The following is a 24,562-nucleotide window of genomic DNA, read 5'->3' on the forward strand; positions in this document are numbered from 1 at the left end:
CCTTGAACTCCGGCGAATGGTTCTTCCGTTTCGACATCTCTAATCTCCTTATCGTCGAAGACCAGCAGACAACAAATCGTAGCTTACGTCAGTGTCCGAATTTCAGGGGGTAGCTCATTTCGCAAGTGCGGCGAAAATCCTGTAGGGATGGTTCCGCCATAGCAAGACTTTGCTGAGTTGATTTGAGCAACGGCAAGATGCGGTCGTGTGTCCGGCCTGCTTGTCCGACACAGGCGGCCGCTGGCCCTGACGGTTTGCACAACCGCTGAGTCACGCTGAGCAGTTATCGGGCGGCAAAATGACTTGGCAGCTGGGACGATTGGCCGACTAGGGTGAGCTGCACTGCAGTATCGACCATATCTGCTTAATGTCCGGTATGGGCCGTGGCTGCAACGGCTCAGGAAAGTCGGAAACAGCTTCCATAACGTGAGCATGTCAATCCTTTCTTCTGAGCCGCTCAGCCATTTCGGTGAAGCCACGCGCCTCGGCATGTTCAAGCGGCGTGACGCCATCGCGGTCGGCCAGAGACCGGTCGGCGCCGGCGGACAGAAGCGCGTCGAGCACCGCCTGGTGATCTGGGCCACCATCGCCCAGAACGACGGCTTCCATAACGGCGGTCCAGTGCAGGTTGTTGATGTGGTCGAGCGGCGCGCCAGCGTCGATGAGGCGCCGCACGACCTCGACATGCCCCAGATGGGCCGCGGCGATCAGCGCGGTGCCGAGATAGGGACTCGTCACGAGGCCCGGATCGTTCCCCAACTCGATGGCGAGCGACATCAGATCGGGATCATCCGCCACGGCGGCGATCGTCACCACATCATAGGCCCGGTGTTCGAGCGCGTTCATGTCGGCTCCGGCCTCGGCGAGGGCGCGTAGCGCCTCGTCCTCGGAGGCGAAGGCCGCGACATGAGCAGGCGTCCGGCCTCTGGAGTCGCGGGCATCCACGTCAGCGCCTTGCGCAACCAACCGGGCGACCTCGTCGACATCGCCCTCATGGGCGGCCCGGAAGAGGCCTTCATATGCCGCAACTTCGCTCCGCGAGGGGGCGGTTTGCGCCATGACCGGACCGGCAAGACCGATGAGCAGGGCAATAAGGGAAAAACGTCGCATGGTTTCGCCTTTCTCAGGCTGTTCAAGAGGGCGGGGCCGCGCCTCTCGTGCGGCCCCCGTTTGTTTCATTCAGCACCGATCGCGTCGAGACCGACACGGGCGCAATCCGCGTCGATCGCACCTGACGGTGCCCCGCCGACGCCGATGCCGCCCACCAGCGCGCCACCGATCCGGATCGGAAGGCCGCCGGCCTGGATCACGAGACGCGGGTCCATGTCGCGCAGGCCGTTGTTTGCCGTGTTGCCGGAAATAAATTCGGCAAGCCCGGCAGTGTCCCGACCGAGACCGGCCGAGGTGAAAGCCTTTCCGGTCGCGCTGGACGCCGTATGCGGGCCGGAATTGTCGGCCTTCAGAAGCACCTTGGTGTTGCCGTCGCGGGCAACGATTGCGACGCTGACGTTGTGGCCTTCAGCGGCACAGGCCGCGAGGGCCGCATTCGCGGCGTCGCTCGTCATGGCGAGCGGCAGATAGGGGCTGGTGGGCAGGTCCTGCGCCTGCGCCGCCACGGGAGCGGCGAGGGCGGCGAGAAGAGCGGTTGTTCTGAGCATGTCGGTTCTCCTTTGTGGGTGACTGGGAGATACCTACGCCATGGCGGGACCCCGCCCCATTCGTAGGCCGGCCTGACATTTCCGTAGAACTACGGAGCGCTCTCGGCCTCGATCCAGAGACGCGTCATCTCAGCTGCGGAGGTCGTGCCGAGCTTGGCTCCGATCGCCGCACGATGGCTTTCCACCGTCCGGGGCGAGACATCCAGTGCTCCGGCGATTTCGCGGGTTGCGAAGCCGCGTGCCACGAGCGACAGCACTTCCCGTTCGCGTGGCGTCAGACCGGCCAGAAGTTCCAGTGTTTCCCGGCGCTCCGCGGCGGCTTCGGCGGCGCGCCCCAATGCCGCCTGTCCCTTCTGAATGGCGTCGATGAGATCCTGTTCGTCCACCGGTTTCGAGAGAAAGTCGATGGCGCCGTTGCGGAACGCCTTGCGGCAGGCCTCGATATCGCCGTGCCCGGAAATCACGACGGTCGGCCAGTCCACGCCGCTTGCAGTCAGTCGTTCCTGCAACTTCAGCCCCGAAATCGCCGGCATCCGGATATCAAGGATCAGGCAGCCCGGTTCGAGCTTTGGCAGAGCCGACAGGAAGTCCTCGGGACCGGCGAAGGCCCTGACATCGATCCCCACGGTCGAGAGAAGCAGCGAGAGCGCATCCCGGACCGCCGCATCGTCGTCGACGAGATAGACCGGCGCGGTCATTCCGCGGCCTCCCCGGCGGCGCTGGCCAGAGGCAAGCTGATCCGGAACCGGGCGCCCTCGCGGGTCTCGACCAATGTCAGATCGCCGCCAGCCCTTTCGACCAGACGATGACTGAGCGCGAGGCCGAGCCCCGTTCCGCTTTCCCGTGTCGTCACGAATGGCGTGAACAGCCGATCCCGCACATCCGGCCGGATGCCGGGTCCGGTGTCGCTCACGTCGATCACTACCATCGCGCCATCATGCGACGCTTCAACCACAACCTCGCGCGCGCCCGGGTCCGCGCTCTCTGCCACCGCGTCCACCGCGTTTCGCATCAGGTTGAACAGAACCTGCTCCAGTTCCACCCGGTCGCCTTCTACCGTCAGAGGCGTCGGCGGCAGCGTCAGGGTCAGCCGCGCGCCAAGCTCGCGGGCCTGTCCGGCCAGAAGGGTTTCCGCGACGTGGATGCAGTCCCTGACATCGACGGGTTCGGCATGACGCTCCCGTGGGCGCGTCCAGGTCCGTAGGCGCTCGAGGATCGCTCCTGCCCGCCGAGTTTGCCCGATAACCTTTTCGAGAACGTCCGCCACGCGCTCTGTGTCGCCCCGCGCGGCCAGGCGCCGGGCCGCCTGCGCCTGCGCCAGGATCGCCGTCAGTGGCTGGGTCAGTTCATGCGCCATGCCGCTGGCCATCTCGCCGAGCGCGTTCACCCGGGATGCGTGGCTGAGACGGGTCTCAAGTCCGCTCAATTCGGCGCGCGCTTCTGCGGCGCGGACCTTGGCGCGTTGCCGACCTATCACGCGCATGGCCGCGGCGGCCAATACGATCACAGCCAAGACAAGGGCCACCCGACCCGGAGGCAGAATGTCCGCAACCGTCATGCGGATCGCCGTCTTGAATTCAAGCGGCTGCGTGCCACTCGACAGAGCGCGGGTAAACTGTGGTGTACGCGAGTCTTCCTTGACACCAATCAATGGAGTGCCGTCAGGAAGCGCCAGCCAGCGCGTCGCCTCTGCCCGCATCCAATAGTCGGAATCTCCATCGAGCAGCGCCGCAGCGTCGATCACAAGCGCGAGCCCGTAGCGCGCCGCATCGGAATTCGGGCTTCGTTTGACGATCAGGTAGGCCGGACGGTCGGAGGGATAGCGTTTCAGCACCGGGGCACCGGCCGAGCGTTCTGCAGCGTCGCGGATGAGTTCACGGAGATCGGCTTCGCGGATACCGATCTCCAGCACGCCGTCCTCCCCGTCCAGCGGAATGAGGAAAATACCGATGATCCGGGGGTAGAACCGCATGACCGCGCCAGCAACCTCGTGGAAGAGATCCGGGCGCTGCTCCGCACCAGCAACCGCAATAGCCGACAGGGCCGTCAAATGCGCATCATGTTGGTCGACGCGTTGCGAGGCGACCGCATGAAGGCGATCGCTCTGCGCCGTCAGGTCGGCCAGCCGCGCGTTGCGCTCAAGACCGGCGAGGAGCCCAAGCGCAAGCACGCAAACGAGCGGCCAGACAATCCCCGGAGCAAGGGATCGGCGAAGGATGTCTCGTGCTCTTGGCGTTCTCTCTGACACGTGTGCGGTTCCGCTGCGAGGGATGCCTCTTCAGGCATCGCGAATTCGAGACAATCATAACTACCGGGCGCTGTTTTGAAATCCGTAGGATTACAGAGCTGGAGCGATTAGCAAATCTGGATCGTACCCATATGAATGTCCGGAAAGCGGTTTGCGGCCGCATTATCTCGACCAGGTGCCAAACTGCAGGAAAGGGCCGTCGACGTCACGACGCTGGACGTCGGGAGGAACCACGGCCTTGAGGTTGACCAACCAGCTTGTTCCGATCAGGCCACAGGCACGCCTGACTTGATGCGCGTGTCGGACGACGAACAATCCGGCTGTTCGTGGATTGCAGCGCACGGCACAGGGGCTAGATCAACGTGCAAAGCGCGTCTGGCAACGTAACCTCACGGGATCGGCGCAGACAACCGATCCAGCTTTTCGGGGCCTGCGAAATGCCCTTACACGCGACGTCGCTCTTGCGCTCGGGTCTCCACCCGGCAAGGGTTCTCACCTGAGCGCCTTCGGTCGGGAAAAGCGTGTTCGAAGTATTCATACCTTGTACCGTGAGCTGACTTCTGATCGAGGTTCCCGTCCGCCGTTGAGAAATGAAGGTCAGCCATCAGCCCGTTTGAAAAGGACCCCTTTGATGAAATTCAACGCAGATTTTGAAAAACGTGCCGCTGTACATTCGGAACGGGAACCATGGATTCCTTCACCGATGCCTGGCGTTGAGCGCCGCATGCTGGACCGTATTGGTGACGAAGTGGCACGTGCCACAAGCATCGTGCGCTACGCGCCGGGCAGTGCCTTCTCGGCTCATACTCATACCGGCGGCGAAGAGTACCTTGTGCTCGACGGTGTGTTTCAGGATGAGCACGGAGATTTCCCGGTTGGCACCTATGTCCGCAATCCGCCGACATCCTCACACACGCCAAGCTCTGCGCCTGGCGCGACGATCTTTGTAAAACTCTGGCAGTTCGATATGAACGATCGTCGGCAGGTCACCATTGACACCACATCGCTGGACCCCAAGCCGCTGCGCGACGGCGTCTCGGAGATTGCGCTCTTCGAAGATTCGCGCGAGCGCGTGCGGATCGAACTGTGGGACGCCGAAACCCATGTGGTCGATCCCGATCACGACGGATTTGAAGCTCTGGTCATCGAAGGTAGCTTTGTCGAGGGGGGAGAATGTTTCGAAAAACATGCGTGGTTACGCTTGCCGCCGGGTATGGCACTCGATGCCGTGGCAGGAGCAGAGGGTGCGCGCCTTTGGGTGAAGTCCGGACATCTCGCCGAACCGCCCACCGCGCCCGACATAAGTTAGGCAAATGGCCAAACCGCTTGCAATCGTTGCCGGGGACGGACCGGGTCTGACGCAGGCCGGGCTGCAGCATGGCGGTCATGTCCTGGCGATCGGATTTTGGCCGGTCGGACTGGGCCGAATGATGCGGAATCCGGCCTGACCATGCTCCCCTGGCATGGCAAAGGGCACCCGCTCTCAGCGGTCTGCAGCGGCGGCGAAACGCGCCGCCCGGTCACATCGCACCATCATAGGTCCGTTCGGTCAGCGGAGTCTCTGCAATCGCCCGTTTCAAACGGTCGATCATCAGCGCCTCGGCCCTGTTCAGCCGTTTGCCGGAATTGGTGACAAGAAACACATCCACCTCGGGCGGGTCTTCATAGGGCGGCAACCGCCAGAGCAGCCCGTTGTCGACATCCCGTTCCGTCACATGGATCGGGAGCGAGCCGATACCCATCCCGCACTGGATCATGCGCCGCACTTCCTCAAGCTGGGACGACCGGCCCACAATGTCGTAGTCCAGCCCCCATTTGCTGCGCAGCAGCGCCACGGGGCGCAGCGCATCGTTGATATCCTCGGTGTCAAAGGACACGGCAGGAAAGTCCCGCAAATCCGCCATGCTCAGGTCGTCACGTCCATAAAGCGGATGCGATGGGCCGCAATAAAAGCCGAAATATTCGCGGTACATGAGATCATAGTCCACATCCGGGAATTTCCGGTTCACCAGACAGATGCCGAAACTTGCGCGCCGTTCGCGCACGGCCTGCACAACCTTGACGCTGGTGTCGATGCGGATGCGGACACGTATCTTGGGGTGGGTCCGGCTGATCGCGGTCAGTTGCTGGTCAAAGAGCGGCGTCACCACATGGCTGGCCAGCGCGATGTTGATCTCTCCCGAAATCTCAGCCGCGGATTCGCGCACCGCATCGGGAAGCCGCCCGACCCCGCCGAACATGTCGCTGCATTCCGCATAAAGCCTGCGCCCCGCCGCCGTGAGCCGGAACATCCCATGTCCCCGGTCCACCAGACGGCAACCCAGTTCCGTCTCCAACCGCTTGAGCGCGAGACTGACCGAGGGCTGGCCCCGCAACAACCTGTGCGCGGCCAGCGTAATGCTTTGTTCCTCGGCAATCACAAGGAAGGTGCGCAGCAGGTTCCAGTCGAGCTGAAAGACGAATTTGGTATCGGTATCGACAGACATTAATGAAATCAATCCAGTTCATTTAACCTATCAATTTCTCCAATCCGCCCTCCACATGCAATGCTTTTCCCAACAAGGGGGATTCCTGTTGCCGGATCAGAGCCATTCGATCGACCGCCGCCCGTGGCTGCTTTTGTCACCTGCGCTGGTGTTCATCACCGTGCTGGTGGTGATCCCGATGGCGTTCATCCTCGTCTATTCCTTTTACGAAAATATCGACCTGGCCGTCGATGTGCCCGCCTTCCAGTTCGGCAACTGGATGGAACTGTTGACCGACGGCTATTACCACACGGCGATCTGGAAGACCCTGCGCCTGTCGGTGATCGTCACGGTGCTGGCGGCGGTGCTGGGTTACATCCCGGCCTATGTGATCGCGATGACCCGCTACCGTCACAAATGGCTGCTTTTGCTGCTCTTGATCCTGCCCTTCTGGATCAGCTTCATCATCCGCACGCTGAGCTGGATCCACATTTTCGGCAATCAGGGCGCGCTGAACGGGTTGATGAACCTGCTGGGGCTGGGCGATCTGCAGGTGCAGCTGATGTATACCGAATTCACGGTGATCGTGGGCTTTATCCACGTCTTCCTGCCCTACATGATCCTCAACGTCTATGTCAGCCTCGAAGGCATCGACCGCAACCTCGAGCCCGCCGCGCGCACGCTGGGGGCAACCCCGTGGCAGGCCTTTCGCGAGGTCACGCTGCCGCTGTCGCTGCCCGGTCTGGCGGCCGGATCACTGCTGGTTTTCGTGCTCACCGGGGGCAGCTATGTGACCCCGCTGATCCTTGGCGGACCCAGCGATTTCCTGTTCGGCAATCTGGTCTATGACGCCGTGGTGACCGAGTTGAACTGGCCCATGGGCGCGACGCTGTCCTTTGCGCTGCTGATCCTGTTGGGCTCTGTCGTGATCCTTTACAGCCGGTTGATGGGCATGAACCAGCTGGCCAAGGCATTCGGATAGGGGCGCGCCATGTCATCACGTGTCTGGAGATTGCTGAAAACCTATACCGTTCTGGTCTATGGCTTCATGTTCGCACCCATCGTCGTGGTGCTGATCCTGGCCTTCAACAATTCGCAATTCGGCGGATTTCCCATCGAAGGCTTTTCGCTGCGCTGGTTCTATGAACTGGCCGAGAACGAGGCGATCATCCGCGCGCTGCGCACCTCGGTCACGCTGGGGATGTTGACGGCGCTGATCGCCACGACGTTGGGCGTGTTGGCCAGCATGGCGCTGGTGCGCTACCAGTTCCGCGGCAAGCAATGGATCACCACCTTCCTGATCTCTCCGGTGCTGGTGCCGGAAACGGTGCTGGCGGTGGGGCTGCTGATCTTTTTGCGCTGGCTGCATATGCCGCGCAGTTTCGGCCTGCTGCTGATCGGGCATTCGATCATTGCCCTGCCCTTTGTCGTGCTGGTGGTGCAGGCGCGGCTGATCGGTATTCGCCGCGACTACGAGGAAGCCGCGCGCTCACTGGGGGCAAGCCCGGTGCAGACCTTTTTCCAGATCACCCTGCCGCTTTTGATGCCTGCGGTCTTCGCGGGTGCCCTGTTCGCCTTCACCATCTCCTTTGACAACATCACCGCCACGATCTTCTGGCGGCCCTCGGGGATGGAGACGGTGCCGACGCAGATCTTTGGCATGCTGCGCAATTCCGTCAGCCCGGAGATCAACGCTCTGGGTTTCGTGATGATCTGCATCACCGTGGGCCTTCCGCTATTGGCGGGCGGACTGGCCCGGTACTTTTCACGCCGCAAAGTATGATCAAAAACAACATGGGAGACGACCAATGACCAAGAAATATGACAGCGTGACGCGCTACGCCCGCCTGCGCGAGGCGGTGGGCAATGGCGATGTGGATCGCCGCACCTTCGTTGGCCTGCTGGGCTCTGCCGGGCTGACCGCCGGGCTTTCGGGCGGGATCATGTCCACCATGGCCACGCAAGCCCGCGCCATGGGCACCGAGCTGCATTTCGAAGGCTGGGGCGGTGTCGTGTCCGAGGCGCTGCGCAAGAACGCCTTTGATCCCTATGAGGCCGCCACCGGCAACAAGGTGATCGACGCCACCTTCGGCGGCGAAAACGAGGTGCTGACCAAGGTCAAGGCGGCGGGCAACACCGATGGCCACAACATCCTGCATAGCTCGGGCATCACCTGGTACAAGCGCTGGGTCGACAACGGCTATCACGTGCAGCTGAATCTCGACAACATCCCCAACATGGCCAATGTCATGGAGGCGATGATCGAGCCCTTCCGCAAGATCACCCCCGACGGGCTGTCGGCTGTACCCTATGACTATGGCACCACCGGCATCGCCTATAACACCGAGCACGTGTCGCATGAAAAGGCCAAGGAGATGGGGGCGAACCTGCTGCTCGATCCCTCGCTCAAGGGCAAGATCGGCGGCTGGGGCGGCGATTGGGCCAACCGGGCGTGGTATGGCGCGCTGCAATCGGGCCAGGACCCGAACAACATTCAGGACTGGGATGCAGTCTGGGACAAGGCGCGCGAACATCGCGACCTGGTGCTGAAATACTGGTCCTCCGGCGCGGAACTCATGGACCTTCTGGCCAAGGGCGAGATTTACGTGACCGAAGCATGGTCCGGTCGCGTCGCCGCGCTTCAGGCACAGGGCCATCCCATCGCCTATATGGACCCGCCCAACGGGCTGGCCTGGATGGAGACCATGTTCGTCATGAAGGGCTCGCCCATGGAAGAGGCCGAGGCGCTTTTGAACTTCATGCTCGATCCCGAAACCGCCATCGCGGTGGCCGTCGGCCAGAAATACCCGCCGTCGCTCGACCCGACCAAGGTGGACATGCCCGCAGAGGTGGCGAACCTGCCCGCCTTTGATCCGACCGGCAAGCTTGAGGGTCTGGTGTTCCGCGATCCAGCGGCCTGGAACCCGCATGAGAAGGAACAGGGCAAACAGTGGAACCGCGTGCAAAAAGGCGGTTGACCCTCTCAATCTGGCGGGCCGTGTCACTACGGCCCGTCCCCTCAAGAATTAGAAACGGAACTCGCTGATGGCGCGTGTGGAACTGAAATCGGTCAGGAAGCAATTTGGCCCGGTCGTCGCCGTACATGGCGCGGATGTGGTGTTTGAAGAAGGCTCCTTCACCACCCTGCTTGGCCCCTCGGGCTGCGGCAAGACAACGATCCTGCGCATGGTCTCGGGGCTGGAGAAACCCACCAGCGGCGATATCGAAATTGGCGGAAACCGCATCAATGACGTGCCGATCCACAAACGCAATCTGGGCCTCGTGTTCCAGAACTACGCGTTGTTTCCCCATCGCACGATCGGCGAAAACATCGCCTTTGGCCTGAAATACCGCGACGTGCCGAAATCCGAGATGGCGCGCAAGGTGACCGAAGCGCTGGACATCGTGCGCCTGCCCGGTGTCGAGGACCGCTATCCCAGCCAGTTGTCGGGCGGGCAGCAGCAACGCATCGCGCTGGCCCGGGCCATCGTGATCGAACCTGATGTGCTGCTCCTGGATGAGCCGCTTTCGGCGCTCGATGCCAATCTGCGCGAAGAGATGCGCGTTGAGTTGAAAACAATTCAGGATCGCATCGGCGTGACCTCGATCTTTGTCACCCATGACCAGTCCGAGGCGCTGGCCATGTCCGACAAGATCATCGTGATGAGCGCGGGTCGCATCGAACAGGTGGGCACCCCCGAAGAGGTCTACAACACCCCTGCCTCGGAATTCGTGGCCGGGTTTCTTGGCGCGGCCAACCTGTTGCAGGCGCGGGTGATCAACCGGGACGCCACGCATGTGGTGCTGGAGACTGCCGAATTCGGGCAAACCCCCGTCCCTCTGTCCCATGCCGCCACGCTGGGCCAATCAAACGACGCCAAGCTGATGGTGCGCGCCGAGAAGCTGACGCTTGGCCCAAAGGGCAGCGATGGCGTCGCGGCAAAGGTCGAGGCGGTGGATTATCAGGGCCAGCTTGCGCGCTATTTCCTGCGCGTGGGCGATACCCAATTGCAGGCGATGAACATGATCGACGGCGCGCCCTTTGGGGCGGGGGAAACCGTGGCCTTGTCCATGAACCCCGATGCCTGCGCCGCCCTGCCCGTCGGCGGTCCGGCATGAGCCGCTTGTTCTACCAGACCCGCCTGCCGCGCCCGAAACTTGACCGGGCCGAAGGCATCTACATGTGGGATGTGACCGGCAAACGCTATATCGACGGCTCCTCCGGCGCGATGGTCAGCAATATCGGCCATTCCAACCCGCGTGTTCTGGACGCGATGAAGCGGCAGATGGACAGTTCCACCTTTGGCTATCGGCTGCATTTCGAAACCGAAAGCTCCGAAGCGCTGGCCGAGCGCGCCGCATCGCTCGCCCCCGAGGGGCTGGGCCGGGTGTTCTTTGTCTCGGGCGGATCGGAAGCCACCGAAAGCGCCATGAAACTGGCCCGGCAATACGCGATCACCCAAGGTCAGGCGCAACGCTACAAGGTCATCTCGCGCTCGCCGTCCTATCACGGGGCGACGCTGGGCGCGCTGTCGGTCACCGGCTACGCGCCCATGACCGCGCCCTTTGATCCGATGATGCATGCCATGCCCAAGATCCCGGCACCCCGTGCCTATCTGGACGGGCTGGACCCGGATGATCCGGCCACCGGCGCGCATTACGCGCAGATGCTGGAGGACAAGATCCTTGAGGAAGGCCCGCAAACCGTGCTGGCGTTTATCGTTGAGCCTATAGGCGGGGCCTCAACCGGGGCGCTGGTGCCACCGGCGGGCTACATGCAGCGCATCCGCCAGATCTGTGACCACTACGGCGTGCTCCTGATCCATGACGAGGTGATGACCGGCGGAGGGCGCACCGGACGGTTTTTCGGGGCCGAGCATTGGGACGTGACGCCGGATCTGATCTGTCTGTCCAAGGGGTTTGGCGGCGGCTACGTGCCGCTGGGCGCGATGATCGCCCGCGATGACATGGTCGAGGCGGTGCTGGATGCGGGCGGCTTCATCCATGGCCATACCTATGCGGGCAACCCGCTGGCCTGTGCCGCCGGGCTGGAGGTGATTGACGAGATCGAGACGGGCGGGCTGATGGAGAACACCACCCGCATGGGCACGCTTCTCAAATCGCGGCTGGGTGACCTGATGCAGCGCTACCCGATCATCGGCGATGTGCGCGGCAAGGGGCTGCTCCTGGCCTTTGAGCTGATGGCCGACCGCCAGAGCAAGGCCCCGCTGCCCGCCGGGCTGAAGGCGTTCGACCGGCTGGTCGAGATCGCCTATGAGAACGGGCTGATCATCTATTCCCGCCGCACCCGCGGGGGGCTGTCGGGGGATCATTTCCTTGTCTGTCCGCCGATGATCGTGTCAGAGCCGCAGATCGAAGAGATCATCGGGTTGCTGGACCTGTCGCTGTCCCAGTTCATGGCCGAGCTACCCTCGGACCTGCTGCAAACGGCATGAGGCGGTGATGGAGAAAACGATCATCAGCTGCGCGATCACCGGGTCCATCCACACCCCTTCCATGTCGCCCTACCTGCCGTGGAAACCCGCCGATATCGCGCGGCAAGCCGTCGAGGCCGCCCGCGCCGGGGCGACGATCCTGCACCTGCATGCGCGCGATCCCGACGATGGCCGCCCGTCATCGGACGTGGCTCATTTCGCGGCCTTCCTGCCCCGTATCGCGGCGGACTGCGATGCGGTGATCAACCTGTCCACCGGCGGCAGTGCGATCATGAACCTTGAGGACCGGTTGCAGGCGGCGCTGCGCTTTTGCCCGGAGATGTGTTCGCTCAATATGGGCACGATGAATTTCGCGCTCTACCCCATGGCCGAGAAACCGCGCGACTGGCTGTTCGACTGGGAGGAACCGTTTCTGCGCGGCACCGATGATCTGGTGTTCAAGAACACGCCACGCGACATCGCGCAAATCCTGCGTCTCATGGGACAGGAGCGCGGCGCGCGGTTCGAGTTCGAATGCTACGACATCAGCCATCTCTACATGCTGAAACATTTCGTCGATCGCGGCATGGTACAGACACCGATATTCATCCAGTTCGTATTTGGCGTTCTGGGCGGAATGGGGCCGGACCCGGACACGCTCGACCATCTGATCGCTCTTGCGGACAAGCTGTTTGGGGAGGATTACATGTTCTCGGTGCTGGCCGCCGGGCGCTATCAGATCCCCATGGCCACCCGCGCCGCCGAGCTGGGCGGGCATGTGCGCGTGGGGCTTGAGGACAATCTGATGATCTCGCGCGGGGTGCTGGCGCGTTCCAATGCGGAACAGGTGACCCAGATCCGCGAGATCGTCGAAGGCATGGGACGCACGGTGGCCACCCCGTCCGAGGCGCGCGACATGCTGGGCCTCAAGGGCGCGGATCAGGTGGCGGTCTGAGATGACATTGCAGGTTTATGACGCCACGCCGGACACAGTGCCAAAGCTGGAAGTGGCGCTTCGGCAGTTGGCAAGGGATCTGGACGATCCCTACCGAATGGACAGTGACACGCTTGCCGCCGCGCTCTTCGGCCCGCATGCCGCCTGCTTCGGCGCTTTGGCCATGGGCGAGGCTGACGCAGTGCTGGGCGCGACGCTCTATGCCCCTGTCACGTCCACCGCCGCCGGGCGCACTGGGGTCTATGTGTCGGACCTTTGGGTGGCCGAGGCGGCGCGCGGGCAGGCGCTTGGCCCCGCGCTTTTGGCCCATGTCGCGGCGCGCGCGCGGCAGCTCTGGGACGCGCGGTTCCTGCGGCTGGTGAGTTACCGGACGAACGACCGGGCACGGAGCTTTTACACCCGGCTCGGTTTCGTGGAAAAATCCGATGAGCTGGTGCTTCAGCTTTCCGGCGAAGCCTTCGACCAATTCAACAGGTGAGTGATGAAAGCCTATTTCGACGACCGTCAGTGGAAACATGACCCCAAGCATTTCATGGCCAACGGGGTGCAGCTGCCCTGCCCCGAACAGCCCGAGCGCATCGCGCGGCTGACATCCGGAGCGGTTGCCGCGGGCTGTGTGTTCGAGACACCCGCCGACGCCGGGCTTGGCCCCATCGCGGCGGTGCACACAGCCGAATACCTGAGCTTCCTGCGCAATATCTACACCCGCTGGCGGCGGATCGAAGGCGCGGGGGACGAGGTGATCCCCAATGTCCACCCCGCCAACCGCAGCGACGGCTATCCGAAATCCGCCGTGGGTCAGGCCGGGTATCATCAGGCCGACACCGCCTGTCCCATTGCCGAGCACACATGGGAGGCGGCCTATTGGTCGGCGCAATCGGCCATCGCGGGTGCGGATGCGATTATCGGCGGCGAGCAGGCCTGTTACGTGCTGTCCCGCCCGCCGGGGCATCATGCGTTCAGCGATCTGGCCGGGGGGTTCTGTTTCCTCAACAATTCCGGCATCGCGGCGGAACGGCTGCGCGCCGCCGGTCACCGCCCCGCGATCCTCGATGTGGATGTGCATCACGGCAATGGCACGCAAGGCATGTTCTATGACCGCGCCGATATCCTGACCGTGTCGATCCATGCCGACCCGGCGCGGTTTTACCCGTTCTTCTGGGGCCATGCGCAGGAGCGCGGCAAAGGCGCGGGGCTGGGCGCGAACCTCAACCTGCCGCTGGCGCGCGGCACCGGGGACGACGCCTATCTCAAAACGCTGGATCAGGCGCTGGAGCGCATCACCGCCTTCGGGGCAACATCGGTGGTGGTGGCGCTTGGGCTGGACGCGCATGAGGACGATCCGTTTCAGGGGCTTGCGATCACCACCGCCGGGTTTGCCCGGATTGCCGCAGCAATTGCCGCGCTTGGCCTGCCAACGCTTTATGTGCAGGAGGGCGGATACCTGTCCGACGCGCTTGCGGGCAACCTGACCAGCTTCCTGTCGGGCGCGCAGGGGACCGCATGAACACCACAACCGATATCCTCGTGATTGGTGGCGGTATCGCCGGGATCAGCGCGGCGGCGGCGCTGGCCCGCGACGCGGATGTCACCGTGCTGGAGGCGGAGCCGCATGTCGGGCATCACGCCACCGGGCGGTCGGCGGCGGTGTTCCTGCTGAATTACGGCAACGCCACGCTGCGCGCGCTGAACGCGCTGGCCTATCCGGCGCTGAATGGCGCGCTTCTGGGCGAAACGGTCCTGTCGCCGAAAGGCGAATTACAGGTCGCCACGGCCGACACCCTGCCCGCGCTGGAGGCTTATCTGGACGGGGCCACAGGGGTGGAGCGGCTGACGCCGGAGGAGGCCGTGAAAATGGTGCCGGTCCTGCGACAAGAGAAAATCGTTGCAGCCACTTTCGAAGACCTCGCGCTTGGAATCGACGTGGATCTTCTGTTGCAGGGCTGCGTGAAACTGTTGAAATCACGCGGCGGTCGGGTCGAGACCGGAGCCCCGGTGCAGCGCATCGACCGGCAGGGCACGGGATGGCGCGTGGAGACCCCCGGCGGGGTCTATGACGCGGGGATCGTGGTCAACGCCGCCGGGGCCTGGGCGGATGAGATTGCGGCGCTGGCCGGGCTGCGCCGGATCGGTTTGCAGCCCATGCGCCGTTCCGCCGTCATCATGCCGATGCCGGAGCACCTTGGGGATTACCGCAACTGGCCGCTCTTTGCCTCGGCCAGCGAGGATTGGTACGCCAAGCCCGAAGCCACCGGGTTGATGATCTCACCCGCCGAGGAAGACCCGGTTGATCCACAGGATGCCTGGCCCGACGATATGGTCATTGCCGAAGGGCTCTACCGCTTTGAGCAGATGGTCGACATTCCCATTGTGCGGCCGACCCATAGCTGGGCCGGGCTGCGCACCTTTGCGCCGGACCGGAGCCCGGTCTGCGGGGTCGATCCTGACGCGCCCGGGTTTTTCTGGCTGGCCGGTCAGGGGGGATATGGCGTGCAGACCGCGCCAGCGCTTGCAGAGCTTTCGGCAGCGCTGTGCCTTGGCCGCACCCCGAACGTTCCCGACACGCTGCTCCGGGCGATTGACCCGGCGCGTTTCACCGCGCCGGGATCATGAGGCGCGCCCTCAGGCGGCCTTTGGTTCCTTGGCCCCGGTCATAAAGGCCACCGCATCGGACATGTCGTAATCCTTGGGGTTGATCACGGTCAGACGCCGCCCCAGCCGGTGCACGTGAATGCGGTCACAGACCTCGAACACATGCGGCATGTTGTGGCTGATCAGGATGATCGGGATACCCCGCGAACGCACGTCCTGAATCAGCTCCAGCACCCGGCGGCTTTCCTTGACACCCAGCGCAGCGGTCGGCTCGTCAAGGATGATCACCTTGGACCCAAAAGCCGCGGCGCGTGCCACCGCCACCCCCTGACGCTGACCGCCAGAGAGCGTTTCGACCGCCTGATTGATGTTCTGGATCGTCATCAGACCCAGTTCAGACAGTTTTTCGCGGGCGAAGCGCTGCATTTCCTTTTTGTCCAACTGGCGGAACACCTGCCCCAGGATCCCGGGTTTGCGGATCTCGCGCCCCATGAACATGTTGTCCGCGATGGAGAGTGCCGGGCTCATGGCAAGGGTCTGGTACACGGTTTCGATACCGTGGGACCGGGCCTCGATGGGCGAAGAAAACGACACTTTCTTGCCATCGAGAAACACCTCGCCCTCATCCGGGATCACCGCGCCGCACAGCGCCTTGATCAGGGTGGATTTCCCCGCGCCATTGTCGCCAATGACGCCCAGAATCTCACCGGGATAAAGCTCAAAATCACAGTGATCGAGCGCGGTCACGCGGCCGTAGCGCTTGACCAGGTTCTTTGCAGAGAGGATCGGTTCCATCACGCTGTTACCTTTCTGATCCATTGGTCCACCGTCACGGCGCCGATAATCAGCATACCGATCAGCATGAAGGTCCATTGCGGGTCAGCGCCCGCCATACGCAGGCCAAGTTCAAACACCCCGACGATCAGTGCGCCAAACAACGCTCCAAGGATTGAGCCACGCCCGCCAAAGAGCGAGATGCCGCCAATCACCACCGCGGTAATCGCCTGAATATTGCCCACCACGCCGGTCGAGGCCGAAGGCGAGACAGAGCTGAAGCGCCCGATCATCACCCATGCCGCCAGCCCACAGATGAAACCGGCCACCATGTAAACGGACATCAACGTCTTGTGCACATCGACGCCGGCAAGCTCGGCCGCCTCCGGGTCATCGCCCACCGCATAGACATGCCGCCCCCATGAGGTCGAGCGCAGCGCATAGGCCAGCACCAGCACAAGCAGGACCATCAACACCACGCCCAGGGTAAAGGTCGCGCCGCCAAATTGCAGCTTGGTGCCGAGGAATTGCAGGAACGGCCCCTGTTCGGCGATGTCCTGGCTGCGGATCGTTTCATTGGCGGAATAGAGGTAGTTCGCCGCCAGCACGATCTGCCACATGCCGAGCGTCACGATGAACGGCGGAAGCTTGACCCGGCTGACCAGCCAGCCGCTGATCGCCCCAAGAGCCGTGCCCGCCGCAAGGCCGATACCGACCGAAATTGGCGCTGGGATGCCGTAGCGAAAGGTGAATTGCCCCATGATCACGGTACAGAACACTGCCACCGCCCCAACCGACAGGTCGATCCCAGCCGTCAGGATGATCAGGGTCTGGGCCGCCGCCAGAACGCCCACGATCTGCACCTGTTGCAGGATCAGTGTCAGCGCGAAGGGTGAAAAGAACTTGGTGCCCAGCAAAATGCCAAACAAGGCAATCGCAAAAACCAGCACGATCAACGGGACCAGCGCGGGCGTCACATGCAATGCGTGCTGCAACCGCCCGGTCCAACCCCTATCCTCTTCGTGAAACTCCGCAACCGATTCCGCCGCCCCTTTGGCGGCTGCTTCATAATTGTCCGCTTGTGACATTCCGGCTCCTCCCGGTCGGCCCCGTGCGTGGGGCCCTTACAAATTGGGGTGGGCCGTGACCCACCCCGCTCCTGAGTTTGCATCAGATCTCGAGACGAGACCAGATCAGCCCCAGCAGAGCTCTTTGCCCTTGGTCACGTCGATGCTTTCGACGCCATCGACCGCTTCACCGGCAACCAGCGACACGCCAGTGTCGAGGAAGTTCTTGCCGGGGGTGTTTTCAGGCAGGGTTCCGTCCTTGGCGAATTGCGCAATCGCCTCGATGCCCAGCGATGCCATGAGCAGCGGGTATTGCTGCGAGGTCGCACCGATCACGCCATCGGCGACGTTCTGCACACCGGGGCAACCGCCATCGACCGACACGATCAGCACGTCGTTTTCGCGACCGATGGATTTCAGCGCCTCATAGGCCCCTGCCGCGGCCGGCTCATTGATCGTGTAGACCACGTTGATCATCGGATCACTGGCAAGGCAGTTTTCCATCGCCGTGCGCCCGCCCTCTTCGTTACCGGAGGTCACTTCGTTGCAGATGATGCGCTCGTCGGTTTCGTCACCCCACTTGTTGACATCAACGGTGTCGATGCCAAAGCCGGTCAGGAAGCCCTGGTCGCGCAGAACGCCCACGGTCGGCTGGCTGATGGCCAGATCCAGCATCGCGATCTTGGCGTCCGCCGCGGCATCGCCCAGCTTGGCCGCCGCGTATTGGCCGATCAGTTCACCGGCAAGGAAGTTGTCGGTCGCAAAGGTGGCGTTGGCCGCGTCAATCGGGTCAAGCGGCGTGTCCAGCGCGATGACCAGAAGACCCGCATCACGCGCTTGCTGCACGGACGGGACGATGGCCGCAGTGTCGGACGCAGTCAGCAGGATACCGGATGCGCCATCGGCAATGCAGGTTTCGATCGCTGCCACCTGTGCTTCGTTGTCGCCGTCGATCTTGCCCGCGTAGCTTTTCAGGGTGATGCCCAGCTCTTCGGCCTTGGCCGCCGCGCCTTCGCGCATCTTGACGAAGAACGGGTTGGTATCGGTCTTGGTGATCAGGCAAGCGCTTGTGCCGTGCCCGGCCGCCAGCGATGCCCCCGTGGATGCGACAAGCGCCAGTGCAGATGCAGTCAGTAGTTTGTTCATGGTGTCCTCCCTAGACAATGTGGGTCCGTCATCGACCCCCGCACGCATGTCACGTGCTCACACTCAGCCTAACGGCGATTCTACGTTCCCGTCAATAAGTAATTCACAGTGATTTAATATTGACAAGCAAGGTCGCCGAACCCCATCCTGTGTTTCAGGGAGGAGTTGCCGCATGGCCGGAATTGAACCGGATCATACTGAGATCGCTACAGAATTTGGGTCATCAGGCTCAAACCAAAGCGGCATGCGTGCGCATAACGAACGGCTCGTTCTGACGATTCTACGTCGGCACGGCGCGCTCCCCAAAGCCAAAATTGCACGGATAACGGGTCTGTCGGCCCAGACGGTTTCGGTCATCATGCGGGCACTGGAAGCCGACGGGCTTATCGTGCGCGGCGAAAAGCTGCGCGGTAAGATCGGCCAACCCTCTGTGCCGATGCAGTTGAATCCCGAAGGGGCTTTGTTTCTCGGGCTCAAGGTCGGGCGGCGCTCTGCCGAACTGACACTTGTCGATTTCGTCGGGCAGGTGCGCGCCCATGACAGCCGCACCTATCGCTTTCCCACACCTGCCGAGACGCTCGCCTTTGTCCAAAGCGCGACCGCCGGAATGCTGGATGAATTGCCCGGCGATCTTCGGCACCGGGTTTCAGGCATGGGAATAGCAATCCCCTACTTCCTGTGGGAATGGGCGGAAACCATCGGGATCGACCCCAGGGAGATGGCCACATGGAAAGACTTTGACCTGCGTGCGGAAGTCGAAAAGATGTTCGACTTTCCGGTCTATCTTGGCAATGACGCGACAAGCGCCTGCGGTGCCGAGCTTGTATTCGGCACGTCTGATCTGCCGCCGGATTTCCTGTATTTCTACATCGGTTACTTCGTCGGCGGCGGCATTGTTCTGAATGGTGCGGTCTATGAAGGCAGTCGCGGCAATGCAGGTGCGATCGGGCCATTTCCGGTCATCGATTCCCGTGGCGTGACCCGCCAGCTGGTCGATGTCGCCTCGCTGATCGGGCTGGAGCGGCGTCAGGCAGAGGCGCATGGCGATGTCTCGGCATTGTGGGACAGCCCGGACACCTGGAATATCAACCGGGACATTGTCGATGACTGGCTGAACGAAGCGATCCCGGCGCTGGCCACAACCGTACTGGGCACGGTTTCCATCATCGATTTTCCACGCGTCATTGTGGACGGACAACTCCCCGAGCCATTGCGCGCGGAGATCGTCGCGAGAATTGATAAGGAGCTTCAGCAACGGAACCTGTCCGGGCTGACCGCGCCTGAAATCAGTCAGGGGACGATTGGCAGACGGGCAAGATCACTGGGTGCCGCAAGCTTGCCTCTGGCCCGAAAATTCATGCTTGAGTAATGCGGCCCACCGTTGGCCCAACCGCTTGCAGCCCTGACAATCCACAATCAATCGTTGTCCGACAACCCCGCGCCCGCCCCGGCCAGACGGCTTCGTTCCGTTGCCGGCGCGTAGGTGCGTAGCGCGAACCGGTCAAGCGCTTCCATGACGTCTGCGCCGCATGAGCACCGGTCCCTGATGGCAATCGGGGGTGCGGCAGGCCTTTTCGCCCCGGAAATCTGCACCCCGGCCCGCTCTGGAAGGCGGTGTACATCATCCAGCCAGACCCCGTCCGGACCAAGAATGATCCGCGCCGCCCCCAGCGAGGCCGCAAGATACATGTCGTCTGGCTTCGCGACCCAGACGAGGAACGGCACGAGCAGCACTGGCGCGCGCATTTCGGCGATTGTCATCGGTGCAGGCGGTTCGCCCCGGTCACACAGGCTGGTGCCTAGAGCGATGGGACAGCTCCCGGCGTCGCCCGGCATCTCCAACAGGTCCGCCAGCGCCGCCGCCCCCGGCAGACCCCGCGCCTCCAGCCAGCGCACTGCCGCGCCCGCGTCTTCGGCCTGTCCCCAGCTATAGCCGCCCCCACGCGCGGCCTTGCGCGCCAGCGCCTCGGTTTCCACCAGCGACCAACTCACCGGGACTGCTCCTGCAGGGCGGGTGCCATCCAGTCATCCGCCTCGCCCGCCACCAGATCACCGGGGAAGGGCGCGCCGCGAAACATGTTGATACGCACCCAGCGGTCAGAGCGCGGATCGAAATGGGTCGCCCCGAAACAGGAGAGCTTGGCGCGCAACAGGTCGATGGGCAGCATATTGGCGGCGATGGTGTTGTCGCGGATCTCGGCATAGGGGAAACGCGCCGCAATCTGGGCGCGGCGCGCGATATGGCGGTGTTCGGGGTGGCGCATGAGGAAGGCGGCCAGCGTCTCATCCGCATCCGCGCGTTGCAAATCCGCACGCAGCAACGCGGCGTCACGCCCCGGACAAAGCGGCAGCGCATAGGCCGCAACCTCGCCGGTCGCGTCATCCTCAAGCCGGGGTTCCAGCTTTTCCTCGGAGGTGTACCAGACGCGTGCATGCGTCTCGGGGCGAGTCCAGTCGATGCGCAAAGCCCAGTCATAGATCGCTTCGACGCGCTCGCGCATCCGCGCGACGCTCACCGTACCATCAATGCGGCGATGGGCGGCCTCATCGGCGGCCAGACAGCATTCCAGCCCGTCCACCAGCGCGCCATGCGGCTCCAGCATCAGCGACAGCAGCGCCTCCTGCCCTTCGAGCCCCAACGCCTCCTCGGCCCAGCGCCACAGCCGGTCCCATGGCATGGGGGCGGTCCAGTCCATCCGTGCCGCGTGCTCGGCCAAGGCATCAAGGTCACCGCGCAGGTCGGCCAGCTTCCGGACCTGCGCCGGGTGCTCCGAGCGCCAGAGCCGCGTGTTTTCCTGAGCGCGGGCGATATGGGCGGTAAAGCTTGCGACCGTCGCGGCGTCTGTCGCGGTCTGGCTGCGTACCCGCGCCAGCGCCTCTTCGCGCACCGCCATCCAGTTGTTGAGCAACACCGGGTGATTAATCAGGAAAGGCGCCATGCCCAGCCCGGTAGAATTGCCGATCCCGAACCGGCGGCGCAGGGCCGGGTCCAGCGGAACGGCCGTCTCTGGCGCACGCAAACGCGCCATGTGTTCGACCAGGTCCATGACAAAGGCGCGGGTGAGAAAGACGCTCAGCATCTCGACCTGAAACGGGGCCTGAAATTCGGGCCGGTCCATCACCATCTCGCGATCCGCCGCGCCGAATTTGCCGGAGCCGTAAACGGCGGTGGTGCGCATCAGGTAGCCCACCTGCTCCACCATCCCGACGTCCGGTTGCTGCCCCGATGCCAGCCGATCCACCACATGATCCCACAGCCGAACCGAGCGGTTGGCCCGGCTGAGCGACAGCTCACGTTCACTGATCCGCCCCGCCTCCTGCAGGGGCACATTGGCGCGCAGCCGCTCGATATCCGCCTGTTCCGGCCCCCCGTCAAACAGCGTGAATGTCGCGTCCCATTCCGTGGCAATCACCCGGTCCGAGCGTTTCTCGGGCGGCAGATCATTGGCAAAGGCGATGAGCGAATAGCTGCGCTCTGGCCCATGCGCCGCGTAGACCGCCACCCCCTGCCCGCGCATGTCGATGTCAAAGACCGGCGCATCAAAGCGCCAGTTTTCGGCCTTGAGACGGCGCAGCAGGATACGCATGAAGCTCAACCGGGTCTGGTGAAACGACCCCATGCGGGCCAGTTTCATCACCACCTCCGGCGCGCGCGGCGCAACTGTCATCCCTGCATCTGCCATGCCGTCATTCCCCTTGCGGCCCGAAATTCCCGGCAAAGAACCGGTGCCAGTTATCGCCCATCAGCCCCGCGATCTCCTCCTCGGAAAACCCCTTTGCCCGCAATCCGTCCTCGATATTACCGAAATCGCGGTTGTCGCGGAACCATTCGGGCTGCGGCGGAAAGCCCGGCGCGCTGGCCGATCCTTCGCCATAGTCGATCTCTTTCGACCAGCGGCCCACGCGCATCCACTCCACCACGCTGTCGGGCTGATCCTGGCACAGGTCGGACCCGATGCCAAAATGCGCGACACCAAACCGGTCTGCGGCGGTGGCGATCATCTCGCAAAAGCTCTCGACCGTGCAACTGGACTTGCCCTTGAGATGATGGGGATAAAGCGAGAAGCCCATCATGCCGCCGTTCTCCACCACGGCGCGCACCACGTCGTCGCGCTTGTTGCGCAAGGCGGGCTGCCATGAATGAAGGTTCGCGTGAGTGATGGCGATGGGCCTCTCTGATAAATCGGCGGCCTCGATGGTGGAGCGATCAGCGGAATGGCTCATGTCCACCACTATACCAACCCGATTCATTTCCTTGATGACCTGTTTGCCCATTCTGGTGATGCCGGGGTCTTCGGCCTCGTAACATCCCGTCGCCAGCAGCGACTGGTTGTTATAGCTCAGCTGCATGAACCGCGCGCCCAGCTTGTGCAGCACCTCGACCAGCCCGATATCATCCTCAATGGGGCTGGGGTTCTGAAACCCGAAAAAGATCGCCGTGCGCCCAGTTTCGCGCGCACGGTCCACATCGCTGGCCCATTCCCCGTGAAAGATCAGGTCCGGGTATTGCTCGAACCAGCGGTTCCACGCCTCGATATTGAGCACGGTTTCGCGGAAGTTTTCGTGATAGGCGATGGTCACATGCACCGCATCCACGCCGCCCTCGCGCATCTGGCGAAAGATCTTTTCCGACCAGTTGGCATATTGCAGACAGTCGATACGATAGCTCACGCCGGGTCCCCCGCGCTGATATAGGCGGTCTTGACCGTGGTGTAGAACTCCGCCGCCGCGCGCCCCTGTTCGCGCGGCCCATAAGAGCTGTCGCCGCGTCCGCCAAAGGGGACGTGATAATCGGTCCCGGCGGTGGGCAGGTTCACGGTGACGACACCGGTGCGCGCATTGCGCCGGAAATGCGTGGCGCGGGCGAGCGAGCGGGTCACGATGCCCGAGGTCAGGCCGAAATGCGTATCGTTGACAGTGGCCAATGCCTCATCATAGCTGCCCACCTTGATCACGCTGGTCAGCGGCGCGAACATCTCTTCGCGGTTGATGCGCATGGCGTTCGTGGTGTTCAGGAACACGCCGGGCGACATGTAGAACCCGTCATGCTCCATGCTCAGCCGCGCGCCGCCACAGGCCAGTTCGGCCCCTTCGGATGTGCCCAGCGCGACATAGGCGAGGTTTTCGTCCAACTGCTGCTGGCTGACCACCGGGCCTATCTGGATCCCCTCGCCCAGCGCGTGACCCACTTTCATCGCCTGCGCGCCTGCCACCAGCTTGTCGACAAAGGCGTCATGGATGCCCTCATGCACGATCAGCCGCGACGATGCGGTGCATTTCTGCCCCGTCCCGCCAAAGGCCCCGCCCAGCGCCAATGTCACGGCAAGGTCGAGATCGGCGTCGTCCATCACCGCAAGTGCATTCTTGGACCCCATCTCCATCTGGATCTTGGTGAAATTCTGCACGGCCGCCGCGGCAATCCCACGCCCGACGGGCACCGATCCTGTGAATGAAATAGCGTTGACGCGCGGGCTTTCCACCAGCGCCTGACCAATGCTGCCCCCCGATCCCATGACAAGGTTGAAAAGCCCCTTTGGCATGTCCTGGCGACTGATGATCTCGGTCAGCGCATGGGCCGATGCGGGCGTCATATTGGCTGGTTTCCAGATCACCGCATTGCCATAGGCCAGTGCGGGGGCGATCTTCCAGCTGGCGGTCGCAGTGGGAAAGTTCCATGGGCTGATCACGGCCACCACGCCCACCGGTTCGCGGCGCACATCCACCTCGATATTCGGGCGCACGCTGTCGGCATTCTCGCCCAACTGGCGCAGGCATTCGGCGGCGTAATAGGTAAAGAATTGCCCGGCGCGATACACCTCGCCCTTGCCCTCGGCCAGCGGCTTGCCCTCTTCGCGGCTCAGTAGCGTGCCCAGTTCCTCGGCCCGCGCCATCAGCTCATTGCCGATATTCATCAGCACCGCCTGCTTGCGCTCCATGCCATAGGCGGCCCATTCCGCTTGCGCCCGCGCAGCCGCGTCCAGCGCGTCATTCAGTTGATCGGCGCTGGCCTGCGCGTAAAGCCCAATCAGGTCGGTGATGTCGGACGGGTTGCGGTTCTCGATCTCAGACGCCCCTGCCACCCACTCCCCGGCGATATAGTTGAGCTTGGTCTCGGACATGGTGCTGGCCTCATTTCTGCGCGCGCTGTTCGCGGCACATGAGGTCACAGCAAAATGCTCAAGGCAAACGCAAAATAATTGAACTTGCTTCAGAAAAACTGAA

The 24,562-nt window shown here is 63.0% G+C and carries 23 protein-coding genes; 11 read left to right on the top strand and 12 right to left on the bottom strand.

Going from position 1 to position 24,562, the window contains the following annotated elements; all coding sequences use genetic code 11:
* Window positions 1-435: 435 nt before the first annotated feature.
* The 4 genes from PGB28_RS05585 to PGB28_RS05600 all read right to left on the bottom strand — a co-directional run bounded on the left by PGB28_RS05585 (window position 436) and on the right by PGB28_RS05600 (window position 3,906).
* On the bottom strand, window positions 436-1,110 hold the full coding sequence (locus PGB28_RS05585) for an ankyrin repeat domain-containing protein (RefSeq protein WP_271420511.1): 675 nt from the start codon (window positions 1,108-1,110) through the stop codon (window positions 436-438).
* 65 nt (window positions 1,111-1,175) lie between these two features.
* Complete coding sequence (locus tag PGB28_RS05590; RefSeq protein WP_271420512.1) at window positions 1,176-1,658, bottom strand: GlcG/HbpS family heme-binding protein; 483 nt, start codon at window positions 1,656-1,658, stop codon at window positions 1,176-1,178.
* 89 nt (window positions 1,659-1,747) lie between these two features.
* Complete coding sequence (locus PGB28_RS05595; RefSeq protein WP_271420513.1) at window positions 1,748-2,356, bottom strand: response regulator transcription factor; 609 nt, start codon at window positions 2,354-2,356, stop codon at window positions 1,748-1,750.
* Entirely contained in the window at window positions 2,353-3,906 is a 1,554-nt protein-coding gene (locus PGB28_RS05600) for a sensor histidine kinase (RefSeq protein ID WP_271420514.1), read from the bottom strand. Before PGB28_RS05600 ends, PGB28_RS05595 begins: the two co-directional genes overlap by 4 nt.
* A gap of 631 nt (window positions 3,907-4,537) precedes the next feature.
* Here PGB28_RS05600 and PGB28_RS05605 point away from each other — a divergent pair.
* Window positions 4,538-5,215, top strand: coding sequence for a cupin domain-containing protein (locus PGB28_RS05605; RefSeq protein WP_271420515.1), 678 nt, complete (start codon window positions 4,538-4,540; stop codon window positions 5,213-5,215).
* A 211-nt stretch (window positions 5,216-5,426) separates the two neighbouring features.
* Here PGB28_RS05605 and PGB28_RS05610 read toward each other — a convergent pair whose 3' ends face one another.
* Window positions 5,427-6,392, bottom strand: a complete 966-nt coding sequence (locus PGB28_RS05610) for a LysR family transcriptional regulator (protein ID WP_271420516.1) — start codon at window positions 6,390-6,392, stop codon at window positions 5,427-5,429.
* A gap of 88 nt (window positions 6,393-6,480) precedes the next feature.
* On the opposite strand from PGB28_RS05610, the gene PGB28_RS05615 reads away from it, so the two are divergent.
* The 9 genes from PGB28_RS05615 to PGB28_RS05655 all read left to right on the top strand — a co-directional run bounded on the left by PGB28_RS05615 (window position 6,481) and on the right by PGB28_RS05655 (window position 15,374).
* Window positions 6,481-7,353, top strand: a complete 873-nt coding sequence (locus PGB28_RS05615) for an ABC transporter permease (RefSeq protein ID WP_271420517.1) — start codon at window positions 6,481-6,483, stop codon at window positions 7,351-7,353.
* A 9-nt stretch (window positions 7,354-7,362) separates the two neighbouring features.
* Window positions 7,363-8,154, top strand: a complete 792-nt coding sequence (locus PGB28_RS05620) for an ABC transporter permease (RefSeq protein WP_271420518.1) — start codon at window positions 7,363-7,365, stop codon at window positions 8,152-8,154.
* A 25-nt stretch (window positions 8,155-8,179) separates the two neighbouring features.
* Window positions 8,180-9,349 carry an ABC transporter substrate-binding protein gene (locus PGB28_RS05625; RefSeq protein ID WP_271420519.1) on the top strand — a complete coding sequence of 390 codons (1,170 nt, stop codon included), beginning with the start codon at window positions 8,180-8,182 and terminating at the stop codon, window positions 9,347-9,349.
* Between the two features lie 67 nt (window positions 9,350-9,416).
* Window positions 9,417-10,490, top strand: coding sequence for an ABC transporter ATP-binding protein (locus PGB28_RS05630; RefSeq protein ID WP_271420520.1), 1,074 nt, complete (start codon window positions 9,417-9,419; stop codon window positions 10,488-10,490).
* Entirely contained in the window at window positions 10,487-11,827 is a 1,341-nt protein-coding gene (locus tag PGB28_RS05635) for an aminotransferase family protein (RefSeq protein WP_271420521.1), read from the top strand. The genes PGB28_RS05630 and PGB28_RS05635 overlap by 4 nt, the downstream gene beginning before the upstream one ends.
* A gap of 7 nt (window positions 11,828-11,834) precedes the next feature.
* Window positions 11,835-12,761 (top strand): BKACE family enzyme, encoded by a 927-nt coding sequence (locus PGB28_RS05640; RefSeq protein ID WP_271420522.1) that lies wholly within the window; start codon window positions 11,835-11,837, stop codon window positions 12,759-12,761.
* A gap of 1 nt (window position 12,762) precedes the next feature.
* Window positions 12,763-13,239, top strand: a complete 477-nt coding sequence (locus PGB28_RS05645) for a GNAT family N-acetyltransferase (RefSeq protein ID WP_271420523.1) — start codon at window positions 12,763-12,765, stop codon at window positions 13,237-13,239.
* Window positions 13,240-13,242: 3 nt separating this feature from the next.
* A complete protein-coding gene (locus PGB28_RS05650; protein ID WP_271420524.1) occupies window positions 13,243-14,268 on the top strand; it encodes a histone deacetylase family protein in 1,026 nt (341 codons plus the stop codon).
* Window positions 14,265-15,374, top strand: a complete 1,110-nt coding sequence (locus PGB28_RS05655) for an NAD(P)/FAD-dependent oxidoreductase (protein ID WP_271420525.1) — start codon at window positions 14,265-14,267, stop codon at window positions 15,372-15,374. Before PGB28_RS05650 ends, PGB28_RS05655 begins: the two co-directional genes overlap by 4 nt.
* 9 nt (window positions 15,375-15,383) lie before the next feature.
* Here the strand turns inward: PGB28_RS05655 and PGB28_RS05660 are convergent, their stop codons facing one another.
* From PGB28_RS05660 to PGB28_RS05670, 3 genes are all read right to left on the bottom strand, one after another.
* Window positions 15,384-16,148, bottom strand: coding sequence for an ATP-binding cassette domain-containing protein (locus PGB28_RS05660; protein WP_271420842.1), 765 nt, complete (start codon window positions 16,146-16,148; stop codon window positions 15,384-15,386).
* Complete coding sequence (locus tag PGB28_RS05665; RefSeq protein WP_271420526.1) at window positions 16,148-17,215, bottom strand: ABC transporter permease; 1,068 nt, start codon at window positions 17,213-17,215, stop codon at window positions 16,148-16,150. The genes PGB28_RS05660 and PGB28_RS05665 overlap by 1 nt, the downstream gene beginning before the upstream one ends.
* 105 nt (window positions 17,216-17,320) lie before the next feature.
* A complete protein-coding gene (locus PGB28_RS05670; RefSeq protein WP_271420527.1) occupies window positions 17,321-18,340 on the bottom strand; it encodes a sugar ABC transporter substrate-binding protein in 1,020 nt (339 codons plus the stop codon).
* Between the two features lie 172 nt (window positions 18,341-18,512).
* Between PGB28_RS05670 and PGB28_RS05675 the strand changes: the two genes are divergently transcribed.
* Entirely contained in the window at window positions 18,513-19,709 is a 1,197-nt protein-coding gene (locus PGB28_RS05675; RefSeq protein ID WP_271420528.1) for an ROK family transcriptional regulator, read from the top strand.
* 47 nt (window positions 19,710-19,756) lie between these two features.
* Here the strand turns inward: PGB28_RS05675 and PGB28_RS05680 are convergent, their stop codons facing one another.
* The 4 genes from PGB28_RS05680 to PGB28_RS05695 are packed head-to-tail and all read right to left on the bottom strand — an operon-like array spanning window position 19,757 to window position 24,459.
* Window positions 19,757-20,332 (bottom strand): DUF3726 domain-containing protein, encoded by a 576-nt coding sequence (locus PGB28_RS05680; RefSeq protein ID WP_271420529.1) that lies wholly within the window; start codon window positions 20,330-20,332, stop codon window positions 19,757-19,759.
* A complete protein-coding gene (locus PGB28_RS05685) occupies window positions 20,329-22,023 on the bottom strand; it encodes a hypothetical protein (RefSeq protein WP_271420530.1) in 1,695 nt (564 codons plus the stop codon). The genes PGB28_RS05680 and PGB28_RS05685 overlap by 4 nt, the downstream gene beginning before the upstream one ends.
* Window positions 22,024-22,027: 4 nt before the next feature.
* A complete protein-coding gene (locus PGB28_RS05690; protein WP_271420531.1) occupies window positions 22,028-23,011 on the bottom strand; it encodes a membrane dipeptidase in 984 nt (327 codons plus the stop codon).
* On the bottom strand, window positions 23,008-24,459 hold the full coding sequence (locus PGB28_RS05695; RefSeq protein WP_271420532.1) for an aldehyde dehydrogenase family protein: 1,452 nt from the start codon (window positions 24,457-24,459) through the stop codon (window positions 23,008-23,010). Before PGB28_RS05695 ends, PGB28_RS05690 begins: the two co-directional genes overlap by 4 nt.
* Between the last annotated feature and the right edge of the window lie 103 nt (window positions 24,460-24,562).

Source organism: Primorskyibacter aestuariivivens (assembly GCF_028023675.1).
GTDB classification, from domain to species: Bacteria; Pseudomonadota; Alphaproteobacteria; order Rhodobacterales; family Rhodobacteraceae; genus Marinovum; species Marinovum aestuariivivens.